Genomic DNA, 23,264 nt, shown 5'->3' with positions numbered 1-23,264 from the left:
GGAGAGTACTTAGAATTAGCCAACAAATATATACTAAGTGTGGAAACTTGCAAAGCGATCGCAGGCGGGTGAATTGCGATGACTTCTCTACCAGAGGCTATGCTAACGTCTACGCTTTTTTAACGAACTGTAGAGGCGCAGAGGATAGAGAGTAATGAGTAAGGTTATATCTTAGATTCTGCACCTGTGGGATTAATTACTAATCCAAAAGCAACGCCTCTAGCTCTGCAATGTCAAGAATGGTTTTATACGCTCTTTGAGAGAGGATATGAAGTAATTTTACCAGAAATTATAGATTATGAAATTAGACGGGAATTGTTAAGGGGAAAGCGTTGTGTACTAATGCTAGACTAAACGCAATGATGAGACAATAGCAGATGGTTTCCAGCGTTGGAATTACTGATACCATTAAAAGCTTGAACGATTTACAGACTCGCTGTAATTTAACTCAAGCTGATAGCGATCGCTTTTTCTATGAGTGGATTGACGAATTACCCGAACTAAACCAACAAGAACAGGCGGGTATTGCTCGGATTAAGCAGCGTTATGACTACCATCGAGTTGATGGTCTATTGTTAGAAGGTACGATTAACCTTTTGGTGGTTTCGCCGTTGTTAGAACTAACAGGCTTTCTCGATCCACCATATCGAATTCGCTCACCCTATGGTGTTGCATTAGAACTTGAAGATCCTGATGAAACGATTCGCGGCTTTATTGACACACTAGTTGTGCAGGAAAAACTGTGGATTTTGGTGGTGGAGTCGAAACGAACTAGTATTCCAGTAGCAGCAGCATTACCGCAGTTATTAGCTCATATGCTGACTAATCCTCAGAGTGATAAATCTGTGTTCGGAATGGCCACAAACGGCGATGAGTTTGTATTTCTCAAGCTCACTCTCACAGACACTCCGCAGTACGATGTATCACGGACATTTTCTTTATTTCCTCGAAGACATGAGTTAGCTGAAGTCTTGCGGATTCTAAAGCGGTTGGGACAAGCCATGTTGGGGTGAGAAGTTGCTATAATATCGCTTTTTTAACAAAGCGCCTACGCTCTTTTTAACGAACCACAGAGACGCAGAGAACACAGAGGAAAAAGAGAGCGATGCCTTCTCTACGAGACGCTCCGCGTAGCTTGCTTCCACGAAGTGGTACGGCGGGCTTCTCTACGAGACGCTACGCGAACGCCTACGCTTGGTAGAATACATATTTTATTGCTGATGTTGCAACGAAGCCACTAAATCAGCTTGCATTGATAAATCTAGTAAGGCTTCGGCTAAATCCTCTAACAATGTTAAAATTATATATCCAGAAAGGAGAAGATTATGAGCAATCAATCTGTTCCTAAAACAAATAGTCTCTATGCACAAGATTATCACTTGTGGTTAGAATACACTGTTGATTTATTAAAAAACAAAAAATTTTTAGAATTAGAGTTAGAAAATTTAATTGAAGAAATTGAAAGTATGGGAAGAAGTGAGAAAAATGCTTTAAGGAGTAATCTTAGAGTGCTTTTAATGCACCTTCTCAAATACAAATTTCAACCCCAGAACCGATCTAATAGCTGGTTATATACAATCTATGAACATCGTCAAAGATTACAAGAAACATTTGTAGATAGTCCTAGCTTAAAATACTATTACACGGAAGTTTTTGACATTTGTTACCAACACGCTAGAAAAGAAGCATCTATTGAAACAGGTCTTCCTCTGTCTATTTTTCCCAAAGACTATCCTTTTTCTGTTGATGAAACCTTAGATTCTGATTTTTTTCCAAATTAATCATAATTGCACGGTGAAGATTTTGCAGGCGATGCCAACGGCTGGCTTCGCCTACGCTCTTTTTAACGAACCTTATTAGGTGCAAAGGACACAGAGCAAGAAGAGAGCGATGCCTACGGCGGGCAACTCTTGGAGACGCTACGCGAACGCCTACGCACGCTGGAGATTTTGCAGGCGATCGCTTATTATAATTTCACTAGCATTAGTAATATGAGTTGCTCTATGAATTAATATGGAAACTAAAGAAATTCTCCAAGCACTCCCAAACCTGAGCATAAGCGATCGCCTGAAGATAGCTGAGTCAGCCCTGCAATTAGTTCTTCAAGAAAAATACTCACTTACCAAAGATGAGCAAAAACGCCAATTAACACTAGCGGCAGTGACAGTTATTGTAGATTATGCACCTGGTAGTGAATTAGATATATTCTCTGACTTAGAGGGAGAAGACTTTTGCGACTATCCAGATTAAGACTTCCACAACTCAGGGAATTAGGATAGGAGACAATAAATGACCATACAGTTACAATTGAAACCAGAAATAGAGGCTCGTCTCATTGCTGAAGCTGCTGCACAAGGTTTATCGGTAGAAGCTTATCTTGCATCTCTGATTGAAAACAGTTTAACCAGCCATGAAGAAAGTTTTTTTTATCAAGTATCAACTCAGGAAGAATGGGAAGCTATATTAACAGACTTAATAAATAGTCCTGCTTTTTCATTAGCACCAGCGCTTTCAGATGAAGCGATTAGTCGAGAGAGTATTTACACCAGAGAAAATGAAATGTTATGAGCTATTTGGTGGATACTAATATTTTGCTGCGTTTGGTGCAGAAGAATAGCCCAATGCACTTTGATACTCAAAGAGCGATCTTGATGCTTAAGAGACAAGGTGAATTATTATATATAATTCCACAGAATCTCATTGAGTTTTGGGCTGTTGCTACAAGACCAATTAATAGTAATGGTTTAGGTTTATCCACGGCTCAAGCATTACAAGAAACTGAGAAACTTAAGAAGATATTTATACTACACCTTGATACACCTGAAATTTTTGGTGAGTGGGAATCTCTAATTGTAAAATACCAAGTCATGGGAAAACAGGTGCATGATGCACGTTTAGTTGCGGCGATGATAACGCACCAGATTACACATCTAATTACATTTAATATTGATGACTTTAAACGTTTTTCTGCGATTATAGTTGTTGATCCGCGCAGTGTTACACCGCAGTCTTAATTATATATTGCAGAGCGATGCCTTCTCTACGAGACGCTCCGCGAACGGCGGGCTTCGCCTACGCTTTTTTTAACGAACCACAGAGGCGCAGAGAACACAGAGCCAGAAGAGAGCAATCGCACAATAGAGGTTTTGCTGCAAGCGATCGCTCTTTTTAACGAACCTTATTAGGCGCAGAGAATACAGAGAAAGAAAAGGGCGATCGCACTGTGGAGTTTTTACAGGCGATCGCTTTTTTTAAACGAACCACAAACTACGCAAATAATTATTTTTCCGCTATTTTAGCAGCGATCGCTCTCCCAATGTCATGGAAGTATTGTTTAGTTACGCCAAAAGCTACAGGATGTTTAGCGATAACAAACACAGTCTGAGTATTTTGACAAATTAAGAAACCTTCTGAAGTTGGTGAAAACTCAATATCCGTTATTTTTTCAGTTATTCTTCTCCAATAATCTTTAAATCCTATACCATAGAAAACAACAGCTTTAGGTTGATGTTCTTTTATTCTTTGACTAATATGATTTATTCGCTTTTCAAGACAATATTTTTTATAAGTATCTTTATTAGATAAAAAAGTAAGCTGAGAATGTTCACCATATATCCAATGTTTAAGAGATGGTGAGGGTAAAGGTAATAATTCTAATAAACAAGTCTCTTTATCTTTTCTAGCTAATTCGTTTATTTGATATTTAAGGACATCTTCTATATGAATATTCACTGTTCCTTTAGCACTTAAGAGAATGCGAATCAATTTATTCCATGTTGGTTGTATGTTTTCGTCCCATGTTCCCATATCTATATGATATTCTGCAACATCATCTATTTCACATTTGCCCCTGTTTGACCATATATTTATTCTTTTTTCAATATCTTGAAAATCTTCTCCTCCTGCTTCTCCCATACCAATAAACCAATAATTTCCTTTATAATTACCATATCCATAAAATGTATCAACTCTTTTTTCTAGAAACTCATCATTAAAAAAATCTTGACTCAACATAACTCTGTTATTTTACTGAAAAAATTAAAACTTGTTCGTCAAAACTAATCGAGTATATATGGAATGTCAAGTTAAATAACCAAAGTTAAAATTTTCCTAAATTATCAAGTCTATAATAAATAAACTTTTTATTCTTTGCGCCTTTGCGTGAGATAATTCCCCAACAAAAAACTTGCCTCAGAAGCATCAAACCCCCAAAGCAAGCAAACTCTCTACATTCTTTCTTTACTTCGCGCTCTCTGCGCCTCTGCGGTTCGTTAAAGTTGCTTCACTTCCGAAACCAACTTCGCCACCATATCCTTAGCGCCACCAAAAAGCATCGTAGTTTTATCCTTGTAGAACAACTCATTATCTACACCGGCAAAACCCGTACTCATCCCGCGCTTAATTACAATCGTCTGCTTCGCCCGATCAACTTCCAAAATCGGCATACCATAAATCGGGCTATTTGTATCACTCCGCGCCGCCGGATTTACCACATCATTTGCCCCAATTACTAAAGCCACATCCGCTTGATCGAACTGGGGATTAATATCATCCATGTCGTACAACTGCGTATAAGGCACATTTGCCTCCGCCAGCAACACATTCATGTGTCCCGGCATTCTCCCAGCAACGGGGTGAATGGCATACTTAACATCAACACCCATTTTTTCTAACTGATCTGACAATTCCCGGACGCTATGTTGCGCTTGGGCAACTGCCATACCATAACCAGGTACAATTACCACAGAACGGGCATAACCCAACATCATCGCCCCTTCTTCAGGATCGATGCTGCGGACGGTTTGATCAGTTGCACCACCACTAGCAGCAGCACCACCAGAACTAGAACCTGTACCAAAAGCGCTGAACAGCACACTAAATAAGGAGCGGTTCATCGCCTTACACATAATTTCGGTGAGGATTAAGCCAGATGCTCCCACCAAAGCCCCAGCGATGATTAACATATTGTTCATCACCACGAATCCAGCCGCTGCCGCCGCTACACCTGATAAGGAGTTCAACAGCGAAATGACCACCGGCATATCGCCGCCACCAATGGGGATGACGAACATCACACCCAACACCAATGAAACGCCAACTACTCCCAAGAATATGGGTAAACTATCTGGTGTGATGATTAAATAGGCACTACCTACCAGATACGCACCCAGAAGCAAAAGGTTAAATGGTTGCTGGAATGGAAATGTAATCGGGGAACCGCTAATTAAACCTTGCAATTTGGCAAAGGCGAGAAAACTACCGGTGAATGTAACACCACCGATTAACACGTCCAACAGCATGGAAATGTTGACATCTAGGGGTATCGGCTGAGAACTATCTAATAACCGCCAGAATTCGGCAACGGCTACTAGCGCCGAAGCTGCACCGCCCAAACCGTTGAGTAAACCCACCATTTGGGGCATTTCGGTCATTTGGACTTTGTAAGCTACGATCGCACCAATCAGCGATCCAATCGCCAAGCCCAACAATATCATCTCGTAGTTCAACACGTGTTGATCCAGCATTGTTGCTACAATTGCTAGCAGCATCCCTACAGCCGCTACAATATTACCGTTCCTCGCTGTAGCAGGTGATCCCAGCTTTTTCAAGCCCAGAATGAATAACGATGCAGCGACTAAGTACGTCAGCTGAATGCCAGTTGGTAAAAAGTCGCTCACGCCTTAATCTCCTTCTTCTTGAACATTTGCAACATTCTGTCTGTCACTAAAAAACCACCCACAACGTTGACTGTTGCTAATACCACAGCAATCAAACCAAGAATTACTGACACATTCGTTTCTCTAGCACCAGCAGCAACTATTGCTCCCAGTACCGAAATGCCAGAAATCGCGTTTGAGCCTGACATTAAGGGCGTGTGTAAAGTCGGTGGGATTTTGTTGATGACTTCAAAACCGATAAAAGATGCCAAAACAAATACAAACAAAGCAGCAAGTAATGCCTCTGTCATGAAATCAAAACTCCTTTTGTAAATGGGCATTGGGCGATTCAATTTTGGATTTTGGATTTTGGATTTTGGATTAAATTTCAATCTAAAATCTAAAATTCTTACTCCCTAACTAACTGCCGGTTGTTGAGTATTCAAAACTTGTAGCGCATCCCGCACTCGTTGATTGCGAATTTCACCAGCGTGGGTAACGCAAGCTGCATCAACGATGTCGTCGCTAAAGTCCACCTGCAAAGCTTTGTCTTTAATTAACAATTGCATCAACGATGTTACGTTCTTGGCATACAATTGGCTGGCATGAATTGGCATCGATGATGGGAGATTGATGGGGCCGATAATTGTTACACCATTCCACACAATATCTTTGCCGGGTTCGGTGCAGGCGCAGTTACCACCTTGTTCAGCAGCCAAATCTACAATCACTGAACCGGGTTTCATTTGTGCCACCATTTCTTCTGTAACTAGTCGTGGCGCTTGTCTCCCAGGTACTTGAGCCGTGGTAATCACCACATCAGAATTTTTGATGTGTTCGGCAACAACTTCTTGGGTACGTTGTTTGCTAGCCTCAGAGATTTCCTTGGCGTAACCACCTGCGGCGACGGTTTCTTCGTCTAATTTAACTTCAACGAATTTTGCCCCTAAGCTTTGCACTTCTTCTTTGACGGCGGGACGGATATCAAAGGCTTCTACCACTGCTCCCAAACGTCTGGCGGTAGCGATCGCTTGCAATCCGGCTACACCAGCGCCCATAATAAATACTTTCGCTGGTGCGATCGTACCTGCGGCTGTGGTTAACATCGGGAAATATTTCGGTAATGCAGCTGCGGCAATTAATACTGCCTTGTAACCTGCTAATGAAGCTTGCGAAGACAAAGCATCCATACTTTGCGCCCTGGTGGTACGGGGAATCATCTCCATACTCAAAGCGGTGACTTTCCGATTTGCTAGTTGCTGCGCCACAATGGGATTTCCCAAGGGATTGAGGAAACTGACTAAAACAGCCCCTTCCTTTAACAAGTCAATTTCTGAGCGTCCATCTTCTCGTTCTTGCGGTGGACTGACTTTCAGTAAGATATCTGTTTCGCCCCATAATTTGGCAGTATCGCTGATAATTGTGGCTCCTGCGGCTTCATAGTCAGAATCGCCAAAAAATGATCGCTCTCCTGCACCTGCTTCTACCCACACTTCCAAACCTTGTTTTACCAATCTGGTAACTGTGTCAGGAATTAATGCCACACGACGTTCACAAACTTCAATTTCTTTAGCAACTGCTATTCTCATGAAATCTCCTGAAGATAAATGCTTAATCTCTGCCAAGTAAGCGATTGTCCAGACGATGGGTGTCTTGCGCTCATAGTACTTAGGCAGCAACATCAGCCATGAATTTTACTTGTAGATTGAACCTTGAATCTTTCCTCTCCCACTCTTAGCTCTTTAGGCAAAGCCTGACTTTGCCGTTCGCAGATGTCATATTTTCAGATAGTTGCAAACAGGGTTACATATTGCACATCCTAAATTGATTCCCAAATTTTGCATTTTTATCTTCAGCTTATTTTCGGGATTGAGAAATTTTGGTATTCCTTTCTTATAGAGTAATATTGACCGAATTTTGAAAGCTTGATAATTTTCCAATCAAATTTTAATGATTACGACTTTCATTCCAACTTATTTTAATCAATTTAGCCTAATTCTAAGTGGCGATCGCTGATGGCGCGGCTCAATTTTTATAACAAAATTATCAAATTTAGATACACTTATACATATTTAGAAATACAATCTAATTCCAACTGTGTTTCTATCTAGTTCAAATTTAGACCAACTAAACTAATCAAATCAAGACTTTACAAGGGAATGAAGTAAATTTAATATCCTACATCGAATCTAATACTAAGTAATTTTACTACCAACCAAACTTTGGGGAAAATGGCACTTTTTATCACAATTAAACGTCCATTGTCAGGAAGTCAGTAGTAAAGTTTAGTAAAGAATACTAACACACAGTTATTTTAGATAACAGATTTATCTTTTGGTAAGAGGAAACCCGATTATGCGACGTTTACTTTCTGCTTTAGCCGTGACTGGCTTTTTGGTTACTGGATTACCAGCCCTGACTTGGGCGCAAAGTTTACCTGGATTAACGCTGTTTAGCGGCGTCAAAGGCGAGAATCAGCTGCCTTTTCGGTTAGATTTTGGTGGACAAGCTAATGGTTGGGATCGATACATATTGAGGATTCCAGCCCAAAAAATGAAATTGGCAGTTGGTCAATTTGCCATTACCTACCCCGATTATTACAAAGGAATTTTTGACCCGAAAAACATTGAAGTCCGAGTCAAAGACAAAGCCGTTAAGCTTTCGGAAGTGAAGTGGGACAAAGAAGGTAAGCTGATTAATATTTTTCCCGAAGAGCCGGTGCCAGCAGGTAGTAAGGTTGAGTTAGTCTTATCTAACGTACAAAACCCACCCTTCGGTGGAGTTTACTATTTTAACTGTCAAGTCCTCTCCCCTGGCGATGTGCCACTGCTGCGTTATTTGGGAACATGGATTGTGAGCATCAGTTAGGAGTAGGGAGTAGGGAGTAGGGAGTAAGGAGTAAGGAGTAGGGAGTAAGGAGTAGGGAGTAGGGAGTAGGGAGTAGGGAGTAGGGAGTAGGGAGTAGGGGAGAAGAGTTTTCCCCTCTGCCCCCGGCCCCTCTGCGTCTTCTCAATGCCCCATTCCCAATTCCCTAATAAAGTGATACAATTAGAGATTGTGAGTTTTTATAAAAATCACCTAAGAGGAGAACAGTATGAAAAGAACACTGGGCGGTACTAGCCGTAAGAGAAAAAGAACTTCTGGTTTTCGCGCTAGGATGCGGACACCAGACGGCAGAAACGTGATTAGCGCCAGAAGAAGAAAAGGGCGTCACCGCCTGAGCGTTTAGGGAATATCAAGCTAAAAGAGCATCTGTGGCTTTGCCCAAAGCAAATCGGCTAAAATCCCGAAAGGATTTCCAGGCAGTTTTCCGCGAAGGAATTCGGCGTCATGGCTCTTATTTAACATTAAGAGCCTTAAAACCGATGTATTCAATCAAACCTGCATTAGATACTGCCACTCAGACTACACAAGCAACTGACTCAGCACATCTTGCCAGCACGCGAATTGGCATTTCGATTAGCACAAAAGTCAGCAAAAGGGCAGTAGTTCGCAACCGAATCAAACGGCAAATTACTGCTGCCTTACACAATTTACTACCAAAATTATTACCGGGATGGCGGCTAGTGGTCATTGTCAAACCCACAGCAGCAGAATCTAAGTGCGTAAGCCCACAATTTCTGCAAGAATTAGAGCAGTTGTTGGCACAAGCTGAGGTGTTCGATGGGAATTCGTGAAGATGTTTATTATGAAGGTGGCCCCCACATTGGGGATTTAATTATCAACCTGCTGATTGGGCTAACTGTTGTTGGCATACCATTAACAGTCGGAGCAATTGTCAGGGCATTGTGGCTGCGTTTTCGCATCACCGATCGCCGAATTACGGTGATCGGAGGTTGGCAAGGGCGCGATCGCACTGACGTAATTTATTCAGAAATTGTCAAAATCGTCAAAGTCCCCCGTGGCCTTGGCTTTTGGGGAGATATGGCCATCACCCTAAAAAATGGCAGTCGTCTCGAATTACGTGCAATTCCCAACTTTCGGGAAGTCTATGACTACATCAGCGAAAGAGTTGCCGCGAAAAATCCCGAATATGTCGCCACTGCCAACAAGTGATGAGAGTGGGGAGTGGGGAGTAGGGAATAGTGAATGCAAAATTTACTTACATCAAATCTAAAATTCCGAACTTCTCACTTACTAAAAACTTCATACCACTCCCCACTCCCCACTCCCTACTCCCCTTTTTTGAAATGTGCGGCTATCCGTAGCGAAAGATAGTCGCCGACAAATGATGATTTAGATAAATTAGATTCAGTTTACAGTACCTCAGGTTGAATTCAGAATAATGGATTTTGGTATCGGCTTTCTCTCGAACAACGTGATGCTGCCAATCATAGATTTTTTCTATGGTATAGTGCCTAGCTACGGATTAGCGATCGTTGCTTTGACCTTGATAGTCCGCTTCGCGCTCTATCCCCTGAGTGCTGGCTCAATTCGCAACATGCGGAAGATGCGAATTGTACAACCTCTGATGCAGAAGCGGATGGCAGAAATAAAAGAGCGCTATAAGGATGAACCGCAAAAGCAGCAGGAGGAAATGGTCAATGTTCAAAAAGAATTTGGCAATCCCTTGGCAGGCTGTTTTCCATTACTAATACAAATGCCAGTTTTGTTAGCCCTGTTTGCCACTTTGCGGGGTTCACCTTTCGCAAGTGCAAGCTACAGTGTTAACCTGCAAATTGTTCCTGCAGAACAAATCGAACAAATTCAACCGCAAGCTTTTGCCACTGCCCCTCAAAATATTTACGTTGCCGATGGAGAACACGTTAAAGTAGCTGCCATCATTCCCAGCGGAAACAAACTAGCAGTGGGAGAGCAAACCAAGATACAGTATCAGACTGTTGAAGGTAAACCATTTCAGGTACTTTTAGCAGAACACCCAGAAAATAAGCTGACTCCTGATTGGAAAATTACCAAAGGTGAAGATAGGATAAAAATTGATGCTGAAGGTAATGTAGAAGCCTTGCAACCAGGAGAAGTTAGCATTCAAGGAACAATTCCCGGACTAGCAGCAGAAAAAGGCTTTCTATTCATCGATGCCTTAGGCAGGGTTGGCGCACAAGATCCAGACGGTACAATCCACTGGGATATCGTCGCCATGATTGTCTTTTTTGGAATCAGCCTTTATGTTAGCCAAATGCTTTCTGGGCAAAATTCCAGTGGTGGCAATCCGCAGCAGGATACAGTTAACAAAATCACTCCCGTCATCTTTTCTGGGATGTTTTTATTCTTCCCCCTGCCGGCTGGAGTGCTGATGTATATGGTGATTGGTAATATATTCCAAACCGCACAAACTTATCTTCTCTCCCGCGAGCCTCTACCAGAAGAACTGCAAAAAATCGTGGAAACCCAGGAGAAAGAAGTCGCAGTTACAGAACAAAAGGCACTCCCATTTGAACCAAAAAGTGCCAAGAAAAAGGCTACAGGGGGATCATGAGCAACATTTCGATGCAGCGAGGTCAGCAGTGGTTAAAAACACTGCTAGAACTCACTGGAATACCATCTGAGATTCAGGGTCATTTAGAAACTGCCCAATCTCAAGATGGCGATTCCCCAGAACCAGATAACTACTGGTTGACAATTGATCAAACTAATTTAACCTCAGAACAAATCCAGGTATTAATTGGTGCTGATGGTTCTGTGCTAGATGCGATTCAGTATCTAGCAAATTCGGTTCTAAACCTCAGTCAACCCCTAGAGGAACAAGCCTCTTACACCATTGAGTTGAATGGCTACCGCGTCAAAAGAGAAGCCGAAATTCGCGCATTAGCAGAAGCAGCAGCCGATGAAGTGCGCTTTTCTGGTAGAGAAGTGGAAATCAAATCTCTTAGTTCTGCTGAACGTCGCCAAGTCCATACCTTCTTGAAAGAATTTGGAGATTTGGAAACCTTCAGTCGGGGTAAAGAACCGCATCGTCATCTGGTTGTCCGTCCAGCTTCCTTGGAAGGAGTTGGGAGTTAGGAGTCGTTCAATTTTGGATTTTAGATTTTAGATTTTAGATTTTTTATTCAATCCAAAATCCAAGTTGCGCTGTAAGCGCACCAAAGGTGCGAACCAAAATCTAAAATTGTCAGAGTTATGAGTTAATTGAAAACTCATAACTATATAATTTCAAAATTTCTCTTGTTCTTAAGAGATAAAATAAAGATGTATTATCAGTATAATTGCTGATAATGAAGATAAATTTTAGTGAGGATATCTCACGAATCCTATGGACGCAATTTATATTCCGCAGCTAACTCAAGCCCCGGAGCGGACAGAGGAAGTTCAGGTTAATGAATTTCTGCCTGGTCTGGAAACCTTGACGCCAGTTCGCGGCCACGTGCGCGTACAGCATCATGGTAATTACTTGCAAGTGTCTAGTCAGGCAGAAACAATTATTACTTGTACCTGCAACCGATGTTTGCAGCAATACAATCGACGTTTAGGGCTTGATACGAAAGAAATCATCTGGTTAGACGAAACTGCAAATCAGGCAAATGACTTGCCCTTAGAAAGGGAAGTAGTTATGGAAGAGTTGCTGGAAAGCTTACCGCCCGATGGTTATTTTTATCCCAACGAGTGGCTGTATGAGCAGATGTGCTTGGCAGTACCACAACGGCAACTGTGCGATCGCAATTGTCCAGGTATTCCTGTAAGTAGTACTGTTGATAGTTCTGATAGTCCTGAAACTCCAATTGATCACCGTTGGGCTTCTCTAGAAGCACTGAAAAAGCAACTTTCGGGACAGTAATTCGGTAATTCCATCAGACTGAAGTCTGGGGCTACACCAACTTAGCCTGCCTACGCAGGCTAGTTGTTTTATTGTTTTGGTACAGTTCCAGTAGGTTAATGTTTTCAGCATCAGTATTATCATTACTACTGCTATCGTCAAAAGTCTTCTGGTCGTTGCTCAAAGATTGTGACTGAATATCTGAGTTAATTAAAATATTGTTGCTTCCAATTATCGGGCTAGTAACCATACTGTTGATTATAGACATAACCTCTGAGCTAGAAATTTCAATCATTTTCTCGGCTACAAGTTGACTACTGAAGCTAGTGCTGGCAATCATGCTGTTGAGTGTAGGGCTGGCAATATCTTCTGAGGTTGTAGTTTGTGTACTATGCTGTGCTGTCTGTGTGACAATCTCACGGACTTCACCATCAGTCAAGTTGTGGTTAGCACTCAGCATGAGAGCAACGACACCAGCAACGAAAGGTGTTGCCATCGATGTACCACTATAAGTCGCATATTGATTACCTGGAATTGTAGAGGAAATATTCACACCAGGTGCAGTAACGTAGGCAAGTGGATCAGATCCAGCACGATTAGAGAAGTCGGCTATATTGTTATTCTGATCTACCGCTCCTACTGTTAGTCCCCAGTTTTTGGCATAACTTGCTGGATAATCGGGGGTGTTGGCACTATCATTACCAGCTGCCATGACAACAACAACATTTTTGCTACTGGCATATTGAATAGCTGACTCTAGAGCCATGTTAGGATAAGCACCACCCAGGCTGAGGTTAATCACATTAGCTCCATGATCCACGGCATAGTAAATACCTTCTGTTATGGTAGTGTCAGAGCCAGCACCAGAGTTATCCAAAACTTTGATTGCCATAATCTTGGCATCATAAGCAACACCAGTGATGCCAGAACCGTTGTTTTCTCCAGCAATGATGCCAGAAACATGAGTGCCATGACCGATTGTGGATGTGTCTAAGACATTATTATTGTTGTCCACAAAGTTCCATCCGTGAACATCATTAGCATACCCTTGTGCCGCATCATTATTGGGGTTTGTCCAGATATTATTTTGCAACTGTGTATCATTATAATCTACCCCAGTATCCAGAACGGCAACGACAACACCCTTACCTGTATATCCCTTTGCCCAAGCTTCTGGAGCTTTTACCAGGTTATCTCCCCAATTATTAGCACCAAGATTAGGAACGTCAGAAAAGGTATTTTGACCAGCAGCTTGAGCCACGGCTGAGGCGGCATCAATTAAGCCATAGCCGGAGATGGGATTATATGTTCCACTAGTGCTAAGAGAAGTCGAAGTAAACTGCTGATTCTGATTAATGTCCGTCTCTAAATAACTTGTCCCTTGGTTAAAACTACTATAACTATTGAAGTTCAAGTCGTAGTTATTGTTGAGATTTAAGTAATTATATGAAGGGAGAGAGCTAATATTTAGACCGTTATTAGATAAGGAATTATTACTCATATAGTCCATAGACATCAGTATCCCCCCCTTAGGAATTGCAGTTTTATTTTGGCAATATAAGCAAACTGTCAAAACCTTAGTTATTTTCAGGTTTTAAAGATTGTTATCATTAATTAAATAATTAATATTTTTCTCAATATAAAATTGATATGTATTTGACAAATAAACTTAAGAAAACTGGAAATATTTGAGTATAATTTCCAAGTTTTAGCAACTCTGTTACATCCTAAAAATTAAGGATGGCAAGGTAAATCTAATATCGTGTATAAATCAAATCCGAGACTTTATAATCGGTGGGCTGGTGTAAGAGGTTTCTTGAAGTTCGCCCAACCAATTTGCCTAGCTCAGACTCAAAAAATTGGCTGAAGCAAAACCAGCGATCGCACTGGCAACCACTATAAACTGGTAGATGTTGGTTTTTTAGTTGTGAGAGGCGATACAAACCTGAACAATGAGAGAAGAACTAATAATCACAGCTAAATATGAACTTCCGTGAAGAGTTTAAACTGTTGCTACGCGCCCGCTACCCCTTAATTTATATTCCCACTTATGAGGAAGAACGGGTAGAAGCAGCAATTCGGGAAGAAGCAACCAACCAGGGTAATCGCCCAGTGTATACTTGGGATTTTGTCGATGGCTACCAGGGAAACCCCAATGATGTTGGGTTTGGGCGACGTAACCCGTTGCAAGCTTTAGAATTTATCGAAAAATTACCAGCTTCCGCACCTGCGGTATTGATTCTCCGAGATTATCATCGCTTTTTAGATGATGTAGCGATCGCTCGCAAACTCCGCAACCTGTCCAGACTCCTCAAGTCGCAACCCAAAAATATTGTCCTACTTTCGCCGCGCATCGCTATTCCTGACGACTTAACGGAAGTGCTGACAGTCGTCGAGTTTCCTTTACCCGCCGCCCCAGAAATTAAAACTGAGGTGGAACGCTTACTACAAGGTACTAGTAACTCCCTTTCTGGCAAAGTTTTAGATGACTTAGTACGCTCTTGTCAAGGACTTTCGATGGAACGGATTCGCCGGGTTTTGGCAAAAGCGATCGCTACCCACGGAGAATTGCAACCAGAAGACGTGGATCTGGTTTTGGAAGAAAAGCGCCAAACTATTCGCCAAACCCAAATCCTGGACTTCTACCCCGCCACTGAGCAAATTTCTGATATCGGCGGACTGGATAACTTGAAAGATTGGTTGATTCGTCGGGGAGGCTCATTTACAGATAAGGCGCGACAGTACGGATTACCGCACCCCCGTGGTTTAATGTTGGTGGGTATTCAGGGAACTGGTAAATCGTTAACAGCAAAAGCGATCGCTCATCACTGGCATTTACCCTTACTACGTCTGGATGTAGGCAGGTTATTTGGTGGTTTGGTGGGTGAATCAGAATCTCGGACTCGTCAAATGATTCAAGTAGCTGAAGCCCTTGCCCCCTGTATTTTATGGATTGATGAAATAGATAAAGCCTTTGCGGGACTTGGTAGCAAAGGGGACGCCGGAACAGCCAGCCGTGTGTTTGGCACTTTTATTAACTGGCTAGCCGAAAAAAGCTCACCCGTGTTTGTCGTCGCTACCGCCAACGACATCCAAGCGTTACCGCCAGAAATGCTCCGTAAGGGGCGATTTGATGAAATTTTCTTTGTGGGTTTGCCCACTCAAGAAGAGAGAAAAGCAATTTACGATGTTCATTTATCCCGATTGCGTCCCCATAACTTGAAAAGTTATGACATCGATAGGCTAGCTTATGAAACGCCTGATTTTTCTGGGGCAGAGATTGAGCAAACTTTAATTGAAGCGATGCATATTGGATTTAGCCAAAACCGCGACTTTGCTAACGACGATATTTTAGAAGCAGCAAGTCAGATCATACCCTTGGCGCGAACTGCTGTAGAGCAAATTCAGCAACTCCAAGAATGGGCGGCGGCTGGGAGAGCGCGTTTAGCATCAAAACACAGTCCTTTAAGCGAACGCCTCCGGCGCACTACGTGATAGACGAAAGTCCGGTACTGGGTACTGGGTACTGGGTACTGGGAAAAAGTTTTTTAAAATTATGGTGGTGCGTAAAAGCCCCCACCATAATTTTAAGGGTTTGGCACCTAATCCCTAATCCCTAGTCCCCAGTCCCTAATCCCCAGTCCCTTTTACATTCGGTCGATGTCTATTCAGCAGTAGCTACAATAATGAGTTAGTCAAAAGCCCATAGTCAATAGTTAATGATGAATTATTATGGACTATTGATTCTTATCGGCTGGGTTACTTGCTGTAACCCTTGAGAGCCAGTTTAACGCCACTCCTCTCAATGGGAGGAAAATACACAGATAACTGGCTCTCCTTCACCCTTAACTCTTGATAATCAGGTTTTAATTATGTTGTCTGGCTTAACAAAGTTTATACTGGGGTTTATCTTAGCGATCGCTGTGTTAATCGGTAGCGGCGTTGCAGTTGCACTCTACTTCATGCGGAGTACCAGCATAGCGCCTGCCAAACCCATTTTTTCCAACGATAGTCCCTCGCTGAAAGCTCAAGCTCCAAAAGCAACTGAGCCTAGAGGAGGTAAACCTACCCTTAAACCTGAAACTCAGGCTCAATCGTCTCCAAGTCCAACCCCTACTCCCACAGAATCACCAAAGGCTACTCCATCACCAAAACCATTGCCAGCAGGAGCCTACCGAGGGCGTGTGAGTTGGGCCGAAGGTTTGAGTTTGCGATCGCAACCAAGTCAAGAAGCTGAAAAGATTGGTGGGGTTCGTTTTAATCAAAAAATTATTATTTTGGAAGAAAACGACGATAAATCCTGGCAAAAGATCCGTTTGGAAGGTAGCGAACAAGAAGGTTGGGTAAAAGCAGGTAATACTGAAAAAATTGATGGAAAAGTTGATGGACAATAGTCTAAAAAATCATAAGTGTCTACTCAATAGCTCCATCTGGCTCTAATTTTGATTGCTTCCCCAGAAAATATATCTAGGACTTTTATGGCTTCTAATGCCTCGTTCATGCTTTTTCTCTTTCCACTTACCGCCTTATTATTTTATAGGAAAAAAGCCTGAAAGAATTGCTCTACAATCATTTCAGGTTTGAAGTTATTCAATTTTATAATTATGAAATCCGCTTTAACGAATTCGGTGGGTTGAAGTCCCCCGGTTCAATAAATAAGTCAGTTTTGTGGTGGGGTCTAAATCCCCATTACAAAACTGTACTTCCGACTTCCGACTTCCGACTTCCGACTTCTTTAATATCTGCGGAATGTGGACCCTAAGCGCCTGCTATTTTTTTATATATTTTCTCACCCTTGATTATCTCTTGATAGTACTGCTCATAAGAGGTAAATCTAATAGATTCTTGTCTTCCTAAACCTAAGATACCAAAGGTGGAAAGGCTATTATAAAACAGTTCATGTACTCGTTTTTGAAGTATTTGATTAAAATAAATGAGGACGTTACGACAAAGGATGACATTAAACTCATTAAAAGAACTGTCAGTTGCTAAATTATGCTGGGCAAAAACAATGTTTTCTCTTAGGGATGCTCGAAAAATCGCATTATCATAAGCTGCGGTATAATATTCTGAAAAAGACTTCTTGCCACCTGCTTTCAAATAAAGGTGAGTGTATTCCTGCATCAATTTCAGCGAGAAAATCCCACTTTTAGCATTTTGTAATACCTTCTCATTCGTATCAGTGGCATATATGCGGCAACGGTGGTAAAGTCCTTCTTCTTGCAGTAAAATTGCCATTGAGTATACTTCTTCACCGGTTGAGCATCCAGCGTGCCAGATGCGAATAAATGGATAGGTTTGTAAGAAGGGAATAACTTGATTTCTAAAGGTGTTATAAAAGCTGGGATCGCGAAACATTGATGTGACGTTCACCGTCAGAGCAAGCAAAAATCGTTCCAAATAGGCACGGTTGTGGAGTAATCGCTCTTGCAATGCAGAAACATTTGCTAATCCCTCCAATTGCATGAAGCTCTGAATGCGGCGCTTGAGCGAGGAAAGAGCATAATTACGAAAGTCATAACCATAGTACTGATATACCCCTTCCAAAAGCAGATGTATTTCTATGTCCTCCAAGATCGGTTTGGGCAGAGGCATTATATTCATAATTCATAGGTTTCAGTTTAACCGAATGGCTGTTACTACTAAAATAGCGATCGCTGTTATTGAAATCCCAGCTAGCCATCTAATTTGATAGCGCAGATTTTGAACCTCTTGGCTGAGATTTTCTGTCTGTGGTATAGCATAAGGTTCTAGTTGGACAACTTCGATCGCTACTTGTTCGGGTTTATTTTGGGGCTTTTCAAAAGCAACCTGCGTATGTAGCCAATTAGTAATCAATTGGGGACAGTTCTTTTTAAACCAATTTAAAGCTATAGTTCTAAAAACTGGTTTTGACATTCGGGCAATTAATTTCATCACCCTGTTTAAGGGTTTCAAGCGAAGCTTTTGATTGATCAGATTCACTGAACCAACATCATAAAGACAATCCAGAATTAGTTTCACAGTGGCTTCTTCACTGTTAATCAAGTTTTGCAGTAAAAGCAGAACATCATGCATACGCTCTGCTTCCATATACTTTTCTGTCAAGTTTTCTGGAGGACTTACGGTTCGATTTAAGGTATTTCGTCTTACTATTGTCATATTGGTAACATAGCATTCATAATAATGTCAGTACACCTATCTACCGAGAGAAAGATTTTTTATCTAGAGAGAGAACCTAAAAGCCAAAATTCGTTCCAAAATTTGTTTGTAAGAGACATGACTATATCGTGTCTGTAAAAAGGATATTTGTCTAGTTCATTACGAATCTTTTATTTAATTCTGGGGAATTGAAGAAGAATTCAGAAGTCAGAATTCAGGAGTCAGAATCAAGACGCGACGCTCGAATACTCGCTAACGCTGCGCTATCGAATACTCGCTCTAAGCGTTCGCGCAGCGTCTCTAAGAGTTGCCATGCCGCAGGCTTTACGCTGCGCTATCCGCTTTTTCGGTCAAAATTCATTCTGAATTCTGATTTCTGACTACTGAATTCTGTTCGCTAAATTTTTTTATTGAGATGCTAATAGTTCAACTTGTGCAACTACCCGTTCTAATTCCTCAATAATTAGCGTGATTCCAGTTTTTCTGAAGGCATCCACAAGCGCCCGATAATACCAAAGAGTCCCTTCTTTGCGCCCCTGAAAACGTTCCCAGAGCGAATCACCCAAAACACGATAATCTTTGAGAATGGATTGGGCGTTGTAAAGTTTATCTGCTGATGACACGAGCAGAACCGATGGGGAAGCAGTAGAAATATGAGCGATGTATGCTTCCTTGCGCTGTCGCCAAGGGGGTTTGGGAGTTGTATCAGCATCAGTACAACCATCTACAATTGCTGTTACATTGTCACCAAAGCGACGGCGAATTTCTTCTCGTGTTGCGTCGCCACCTTGATCTTCGATCGCATCGTGTAAGAGAGCTGCGATCGCTTCATCTTCATTTGCCCCATATTCTAAAGCAATACTAGCGACACCTAACAAATGGGCAACGTAGGGTACACCTGAACCTTTACGAACTTGGCTGGCGTGCAGTTCAGTGGCGTAGATGAGGGCTGCGGTAAAACGTTCTGAAAGCATTGTATAAAAGGAGTTAAATGTCAAGCAGCGAAGGCAAAGACGCTCCGCCCCCGGTCAGAATTCAGGATAACTACACCAATTAAAGGGTTTGTGTCAATTTTATAACAAACTGTTCCAGCTACAGCAATATTAAGCCGTGAAGATTTTGTACCTGGGTTTATGTTGCATTTGAAAAAATGATTGTAAAAGCAATGTCTATGGCTGTCTATATACGTACTTTCTAGCAATTAAAATAAATTGATCTCATAGATAGACAAAATTTAAATTTGTATTACATCGCTAGATAGATAAAAATCTGATGATATTTTATTAAATTAATAATGTTCAGATTGTACTGAATAAAAGGGCAGAAAAACAAAATACAAAATATAGAAGAAGTAGGTAAACTAAGCTTGCAACCTGAAGCTGATGTTGAATATATTCTTTCTCAATCCGGTTTGGTTAAGGTTTTTTGATGAAACACAAAGACGCGATAAATCGCCGTCTCTACAATAATCAGTATTTTGTCTTGACGGCGATTCACCGTGTCTCCTACCTTAACCGAACAGTGTTGAATTCCTTCTGATCTAATAAATTTAGGATACTAATAATGGAAACTACAGAAACAACGCCAACAAATTCAACACCTTTCCCAAATATTCCACCAGTTATTGAAAGTAACGATAGTGAGTATCGTGATAGCGGTGTACCTAGCACAGTTGCGATCGCCGGACATCCCTTACATCCCCTGAGTGTGATCTTTCCCATAGCCTTTTTAGCCGCCGCCTTGGGAAGTGACATTGGCTACTGGTTAACTGGTGATTTCTTCTGGGCTAGGGCTTCGTTATGGTTAATTGGACTCGGATTAGCTGGAGGTTTACTCGCTGCTGCGATCGGTCTTAGCGACTTTTTGAAAATTGAACGAGTCCGCAAGCGCACCGCCGGCTGGGCACATTTGATACTTAATGTTTCTTTACTAGTTTTATCACTCGTCAACTTTCTCATACGCTTGGGTGACGCTGAATCCCGAATACTACCTTGGGGACTGTTACTCTCGATTGTTGTCGGTACGCTGACTAGTATTTCTGGTTGGTTCGGTGCTGAACTCTCTTATCGCCACAAAATCGGTGTAGTGGGTGCAGGTAGCAGAAGATATCCATAAACATCTGTGAAAAAGAATTGTTTTGACGTAGCAGTGCTACGTCTCTACAAAGGTTCTGGAATGAATGGCACTAAGTTAAAACACAGCCTTTAGACTGGCTGGTTCCCAGCCTCCAGGCTGGGAAACGATTTTGGGAGGCTCCGCCTCCAGTGGACTGACTAGAGAGGCAGAGCCTCTGGGAATACATTCCCAGTCTTCAGACTGGGAACGAGGTGACACAATCCTTTCGGCTTTTCTTAGTGCCATTCGGTTCTGGAATAAAGCTTGATTATTTTTTATTGGAAGTCCCTAATACCGGGCTGCGTCAGATGCAGGCAGCCCAATTTAGTATTTTGTAGCTTAGGAAAGTACTGGTTGTGGTTGTGCTTCTAGATTCTGAGCTTTTTGCTTGAAGACGGTTGGTACTTCGGAACTGAACGCTTCACCTTGAACCACTTCTGAGCGGAAACCATCAACCCCAACTGGAACATCACCAGTAATGGTGGTGCGATATAACAAACGCTCAACATCCAAATGATCCAAATCTTGAGGAGCTAAATGCACGGTGGCGCGGTTGTCCCAGAAGGCAATATCACCGTTGTTCCAACGGAAGCGGGTGGTGTAAGCAGGCTTGGTAACTTGGTTGAAGAACAACTCAAGCAGCAGCTTGCTTTCTTGTGGTGACACGTCAACAATGTGGGAGACGAAACCAGGGTTAACGAACAACGCCCGCTCACCAGTTTCAGGATGAACCCTGACTACTGGGTGGATGGAAACTAGTGGATTGACAGCAATCCGCTCGGAGAACTTGTTGTTACTGGGCTGATACCCGCCTCCATTGAAGCGATGTTCAGCTTTCAATGTGTCTGCTAGCGCCCGCAGAGGTGCTGACAAACCCTCATAAGCTGCAACCAAATTACTCCAGTGGGTATCACCACCAAAACTAGGAACATTAACTGCGCGTAAAATTGATGCTGCTGGCGGGTTGATTGCCGCTGTTACGTCTGTGTGCCAGGGGCCTCCAGTGCGAAAACCATACTGCTTCTCATAGAGCTTACGGTCTACAGGTTTGAGCTGCGGAAATCCTGGAACTGGTTCAGGCTCTCCGAGTGGATGCGCGAAAGTCACTTCGCCGAAACGAGATGTGAATTCAACTTGGGCAGCATGATCGATGTTCTGTCCCCGAAAGAATATGACTTTCCACTTTAATAGTGCTTTACGAATTTCTTTGACTTGATCATCATTCAAAGGACGGGAAAGGTCTACGTTACCGATTTCAGCACCGATGAAACCAGCTACTTGTTTGACTTCAATATGTTTGTAGCCCATATAGATTCTCCAGGGTTTGATTCATAGAGTGGTGTTCGCATTTGTCCGTTTCCTGTGGAATTTTGCTATCAAGTGCAAGCAAAATTTCATAAGAAGCGATCGCAACTGAAAATATCATACACTATCTCGATACATTTACCGTAGTATTTATTTACTGTATTTTAGACAGTCGGAACAACCAGAGGCTCAGAAGTACCCAAAAAACCGCGCTTATATCTTTTCTGTGTGCAGTAACAGCGAGGATAAAGACTTAAGCGCAGTTAAAAATATTGACCGAACAAGGCAAAAGTAAAAAGTTAAAAGGCAAAAGAAAGAAAAAGAAAAATGGTCACAGAGCAACTAAATTTATTTATGGGGATTATCTTTTTACTTTTTACTTTTTACTTCTTAACGTTGGTGTGATTCTCTAATGAATCTATTCAGGGTAGAAAACTACCGTCCTTAACTCAATACTCTGACGAGGTGGAGCATCCGATGGGCTAGTGGGGTCATCAAAGCCAGTATGACCGGCAAACCTGGCCCGTCCATCTTCTGCGGAGTCAAAGCACTTAATAAATAGCGCTTCGTCTTGCTGCATCTGCGGGAAATAAAACCATTGATGTGATGGGTTATAGGTGATTGAGTAAGTTTCACCAGCGTAATTGGGATACAAGAGATCGCCCGCCACCAAGTCTGTAGGTGCGATACTCAGAGCGTCGCAAACTGCCAATGGTGACTCTTGGACTGGTGCGATCGGTCGCCAAATGTTAATCAGTGCAAACCTTTTTTGCAGCGCTTGATCGATGTTATCTATTCCCTGCTCTGTCAATACCTTGCGGGCGCGAGTATAGCCAGATTTGGCTGTAAAGTCATTATGCACGCGCTTGACTGGTTCCCTAATTTCGTTCTCGCCTGGCTGCGAAATTTGAGCGTTACGAAGAGTGTGATCGAATATCAGTACTTCCGTTGCACCTATCACCTCTTTCAATAATTGCTTGGCTTCAGGATAATAAACGCTGCGGATCTCATCTTCATCATAGAAATCACTGACTTTACTTTTATGTGCGGTAAAGTCGAAGCCTTGGCGCTCTAAGGATACTTTATCTGAAATTTCCCGTGCATTACGGATTGGAACTTTGTGTGTCTCATACTTTCCGTTGGAGCGGGGAACCCCTGCTGGAGGTTCATAGGCATAGTTGACAAGCTTTTCTGCCATCGGGGTGAGGTAGTTCAGTTCTGCCTCAACGTGTTTCAGGTCAGAGAAAAAACGATTGTCTCTACTCATTGCTTACATCCTTGTTCAAGAAGTTCAGACAGATAAGATCCTGTAGAGTTGCAGTGTAATTAACGCT

General features: G+C 42.2%; 26 protein-coding genes. 15 read left to right on the top strand and 11 right to left on the bottom strand.

The window, feature by feature from the left end; translation table 11 throughout:
* The first annotated feature begins 377 nt into the window (after nt 1–377).
* The 5 genes from V7K76_RS21785 to V7K76_RS21765 all read left to right on the top strand — a co-directional run bounded on the left by V7K76_RS21785 (nt 378) and on the right by V7K76_RS21765 (nt 3,014).
* Nucleotides 378–1,013, top strand: coding sequence for a type I restriction endonuclease subunit R (locus V7K76_RS21785; protein ID WP_334779740.1), 636 nt, complete (start codon nt 378–380; stop codon nt 1,011–1,013).
* Nucleotides 1,014–1,325: 312 nt separating this feature from the next.
* Nucleotides 1,326–1,781: a DUF29 domain-containing protein gene (locus tag V7K76_RS21780; RefSeq protein WP_334779741.1), complete on the top strand. Its 456-nt coding sequence runs from the start codon at nt 1,326–1,328 to the stop codon at nt 1,779–1,781.
* Between the two features lie 232 nt (nt 1,782–2,013).
* Nucleotides 2,014–2,250 carry a hypothetical protein gene (locus V7K76_RS21775; RefSeq protein WP_334779743.1) on the top strand — a complete coding sequence of 79 codons (237 nt, stop codon included), beginning with the start codon at nt 2,014–2,016 and terminating at the stop codon, nt 2,248–2,250.
* A 39-nt stretch (nt 2,251–2,289) separates the two neighbouring features.
* On the top strand, nt 2,290–2,568 hold the full coding sequence (locus V7K76_RS21770; protein ID WP_334779745.1) for a hypothetical protein: 279 nt from the start codon (nt 2,290–2,292) through the stop codon (nt 2,566–2,568).
* The gene (locus V7K76_RS21765; protein ID WP_334779746.1) at nt 2,565–3,014 is read left to right on the top strand and encodes a type II toxin-antitoxin system VapC family toxin; all 450 of its coding nucleotides are present in this window, start codon (nt 2,565–2,567) and stop codon (nt 3,012–3,014) included. The genes V7K76_RS21770 and V7K76_RS21765 overlap by 4 nt, the downstream gene beginning before the upstream one ends.
* Before the next feature lie 265 nt (nt 3,015–3,279).
* On the opposite strand, the gene V7K76_RS21760 is transcribed toward V7K76_RS21765, so the two are convergent.
* The 4 genes from V7K76_RS21760 to V7K76_RS21745 all read right to left on the bottom strand — a co-directional run bounded on the left by V7K76_RS21760 (nt 3,280) and on the right by V7K76_RS21745 (nt 7,246).
* Nucleotides 3,280–4,014: a hypothetical protein gene (locus tag V7K76_RS21760; RefSeq protein WP_334779747.1), complete on the bottom strand. Its 735-nt coding sequence runs from the start codon at nt 4,012–4,014 to the stop codon at nt 3,280–3,282.
* A gap of 257 nt (nt 4,015–4,271) precedes the next feature.
* Nucleotides 4,272–5,678, bottom strand: a complete 1,407-nt coding sequence (locus tag V7K76_RS21755) for an NAD(P)(+) transhydrogenase (Re/Si-specific) subunit beta (RefSeq protein ID WP_334779749.1) — start codon at nt 5,676–5,678, stop codon at nt 4,272–4,274.
* Nucleotides 5,675–5,968, bottom strand: a complete 294-nt coding sequence (locus V7K76_RS21750) for an NAD(P) transhydrogenase subunit alpha (RefSeq protein WP_179066403.1) — start codon at nt 5,966–5,968, stop codon at nt 5,675–5,677. Before V7K76_RS21750 ends, V7K76_RS21755 begins: the two co-directional genes overlap by 4 nt.
* Before the next feature lie 105 nt (nt 5,969–6,073).
* The gene (locus V7K76_RS21745; RefSeq protein WP_334779965.1) at nt 6,074–7,246 is read right to left on the bottom strand and encodes a Re/Si-specific NAD(P)(+) transhydrogenase subunit alpha; all 1,173 of its coding nucleotides are present in this window, start codon (nt 7,244–7,246) and stop codon (nt 6,074–6,076) included.
* Nucleotides 7,247–8,012: 766 nt separating this feature from the next.
* Here V7K76_RS21745 and V7K76_RS21740 point away from each other — a divergent pair.
* The 7 genes from V7K76_RS21740 (at nt 8,013) to V7K76_RS21710 (ending at nt 12,390) form a co-directional block, all read left to right on the top strand.
* Nucleotides 8,013–8,525 (top strand): DUF2808 domain-containing protein, encoded by a 513-nt coding sequence (locus V7K76_RS21740; protein WP_334779750.1) that lies wholly within the window; start codon nt 8,013–8,015, stop codon nt 8,523–8,525.
* A gap of 226 nt (nt 8,526–8,751) precedes the next feature.
* The gene (gene rpmH / locus V7K76_RS21735) at nt 8,752–8,886 is read left to right on the top strand and encodes a 50S ribosomal protein L34 (RefSeq protein ID WP_094327629.1); all 135 of its coding nucleotides are present in this window, start codon (nt 8,752–8,754) and stop codon (nt 8,884–8,886) included.
* Between the two features lie 25 nt (nt 8,887–8,911).
* Nucleotides 8,912–9,334, top strand: a complete 423-nt coding sequence (rnpA, locus tag V7K76_RS21730; protein WP_334779751.1) for a ribonuclease P protein component — start codon at nt 8,912–8,914, stop codon at nt 9,332–9,334.
* Nucleotides 9,321–9,713, top strand: coding sequence for a PH domain-containing protein (locus tag V7K76_RS21725; protein ID WP_334779752.1), 393 nt, complete (start codon nt 9,321–9,323; stop codon nt 9,711–9,713). The genes rnpA and V7K76_RS21725 overlap by 14 nt, the downstream gene beginning before the upstream one ends.
* A 229-nt stretch (nt 9,714–9,942) precedes the next feature.
* Nucleotides 9,943–11,094 (top strand): membrane protein insertase YidC, encoded by a 1,152-nt coding sequence (gene yidC, locus V7K76_RS21720; RefSeq protein ID WP_334779753.1) that lies wholly within the window; start codon nt 9,943–9,945, stop codon nt 11,092–11,094.
* On the top strand, nt 11,091–11,618 hold the full coding sequence (locus V7K76_RS21715) for a Jag family protein (protein WP_334951801.1): 528 nt from the start codon (nt 11,091–11,093) through the stop codon (nt 11,616–11,618). The genes yidC and V7K76_RS21715 overlap by 4 nt, the downstream gene beginning before the upstream one ends.
* Nucleotides 11,619–11,868: 250 nt before the next feature.
* The gene (locus V7K76_RS21710) at nt 11,869–12,390 is read left to right on the top strand and encodes a YceD family protein (RefSeq protein ID WP_334951803.1); all 522 of its coding nucleotides are present in this window, start codon (nt 11,869–11,871) and stop codon (nt 12,388–12,390) included.
* A 31-nt stretch (nt 12,391–12,421) separates the two neighbouring features.
* Here V7K76_RS21710 and V7K76_RS21705 read toward each other — a convergent pair whose 3' ends face one another.
* Nucleotides 12,422–13,885 (bottom strand): S8 family serine peptidase, encoded by a 1,464-nt coding sequence (locus V7K76_RS21705; RefSeq protein ID WP_334951805.1) that lies wholly within the window; start codon nt 13,883–13,885, stop codon nt 12,422–12,424.
* A 467-nt stretch (nt 13,886–14,352) separates the two neighbouring features.
* Between V7K76_RS21705 and V7K76_RS21700 the strand changes: the two genes are divergently transcribed.
* Together V7K76_RS21700 and V7K76_RS21695 are read left to right on the top strand one after the other, a co-directional pair.
* Entirely contained in the window at nt 14,353–15,864 is a 1,512-nt protein-coding gene (locus V7K76_RS21700) for an AAA family ATPase (RefSeq protein WP_334779758.1), read from the top strand.
* Nucleotides 15,865–16,241: 377 nt separating this feature from the next.
* On the top strand, nt 16,242–16,763 hold the full coding sequence (locus V7K76_RS21695) for an SH3 domain-containing protein (protein WP_334951807.1): 522 nt from the start codon (nt 16,242–16,244) through the stop codon (nt 16,761–16,763).
* Nucleotides 16,764–17,127: 364 nt separating this feature from the next.
* Here the strand turns inward: V7K76_RS21695 and V7K76_RS21690 are convergent, their stop codons facing one another.
* From V7K76_RS21690 to V7K76_RS21680, 3 genes are all read right to left on the bottom strand, one after another.
* Nucleotides 17,128–17,964: a CheR family methyltransferase gene (locus V7K76_RS21690; RefSeq protein WP_334779966.1), complete on the bottom strand. Its 837-nt coding sequence runs from the start codon at nt 17,962–17,964 to the stop codon at nt 17,128–17,130.
* Between the two features lie 21 nt (nt 17,965–17,985).
* Nucleotides 17,986–18,510 (bottom strand): hypothetical protein, encoded by a 525-nt coding sequence (locus V7K76_RS21685; RefSeq protein ID WP_334951809.1) that lies wholly within the window; start codon nt 18,508–18,510, stop codon nt 17,986–17,988.
* A gap of 407 nt (nt 18,511–18,917) precedes the next feature.
* Nucleotides 18,918–19,484, bottom strand: a complete 567-nt coding sequence (locus tag V7K76_RS21680) for an HD domain-containing protein (RefSeq protein WP_334951811.1) — start codon at nt 19,482–19,484, stop codon at nt 18,918–18,920.
* A gap of 589 nt (nt 19,485–20,073) precedes the next feature.
* On the opposite strand from V7K76_RS21680, the gene V7K76_RS21675 reads away from it, so the two are divergent.
* The gene (locus V7K76_RS21675) at nt 20,074–20,625 is read left to right on the top strand and encodes a DUF2231 domain-containing protein (protein WP_334779763.1); all 552 of its coding nucleotides are present in this window, start codon (nt 20,074–20,076) and stop codon (nt 20,623–20,625) included.
* A 75-nt stretch (nt 20,626–20,700) separates the two neighbouring features.
* Here the strand turns inward: V7K76_RS21675 and V7K76_RS21670 are convergent, their stop codons facing one another.
* The 3 genes from V7K76_RS21670 to V7K76_RS21660 form a co-directional block, all read right to left on the bottom strand.
* A complete protein-coding gene (locus V7K76_RS21670; protein WP_334951813.1) occupies nt 20,701–20,871 on the bottom strand; it encodes a hypothetical protein in 171 nt (56 codons plus the stop codon).
* Nucleotides 20,872–20,964: 93 nt separating this feature from the next.
* On the bottom strand, nt 20,965–21,933 hold the full coding sequence (locus V7K76_RS21665) for a TauD/TfdA dioxygenase family protein (RefSeq protein WP_334951815.1): 969 nt from the start codon (nt 21,931–21,933) through the stop codon (nt 20,965–20,967).
* A gap of 415 nt (nt 21,934–22,348) precedes the next feature.
* Nucleotides 22,349–23,197, bottom strand: coding sequence for a CmcJ/NvfI family oxidoreductase (locus V7K76_RS21660; RefSeq protein ID WP_334951817.1), 849 nt, complete (start codon nt 23,195–23,197; stop codon nt 22,349–22,351).
* Between the last annotated feature and the right edge of the window lie 67 nt (nt 23,198–23,264).

Origin of the sequence: Nostoc sp. (assembly GCF_036917975.1) — a bacterium.
In the GTDB taxonomy this organism is placed as follows: Bacteria; Cyanobacteriota; Cyanobacteriia; order Cyanobacteriales; family Nostocaceae; genus Nostoc.
The sequence above is the reverse complement of the archived record's forward strand: the minus strand, read 5'-3'. Positions and strand labels throughout refer to the sequence as shown.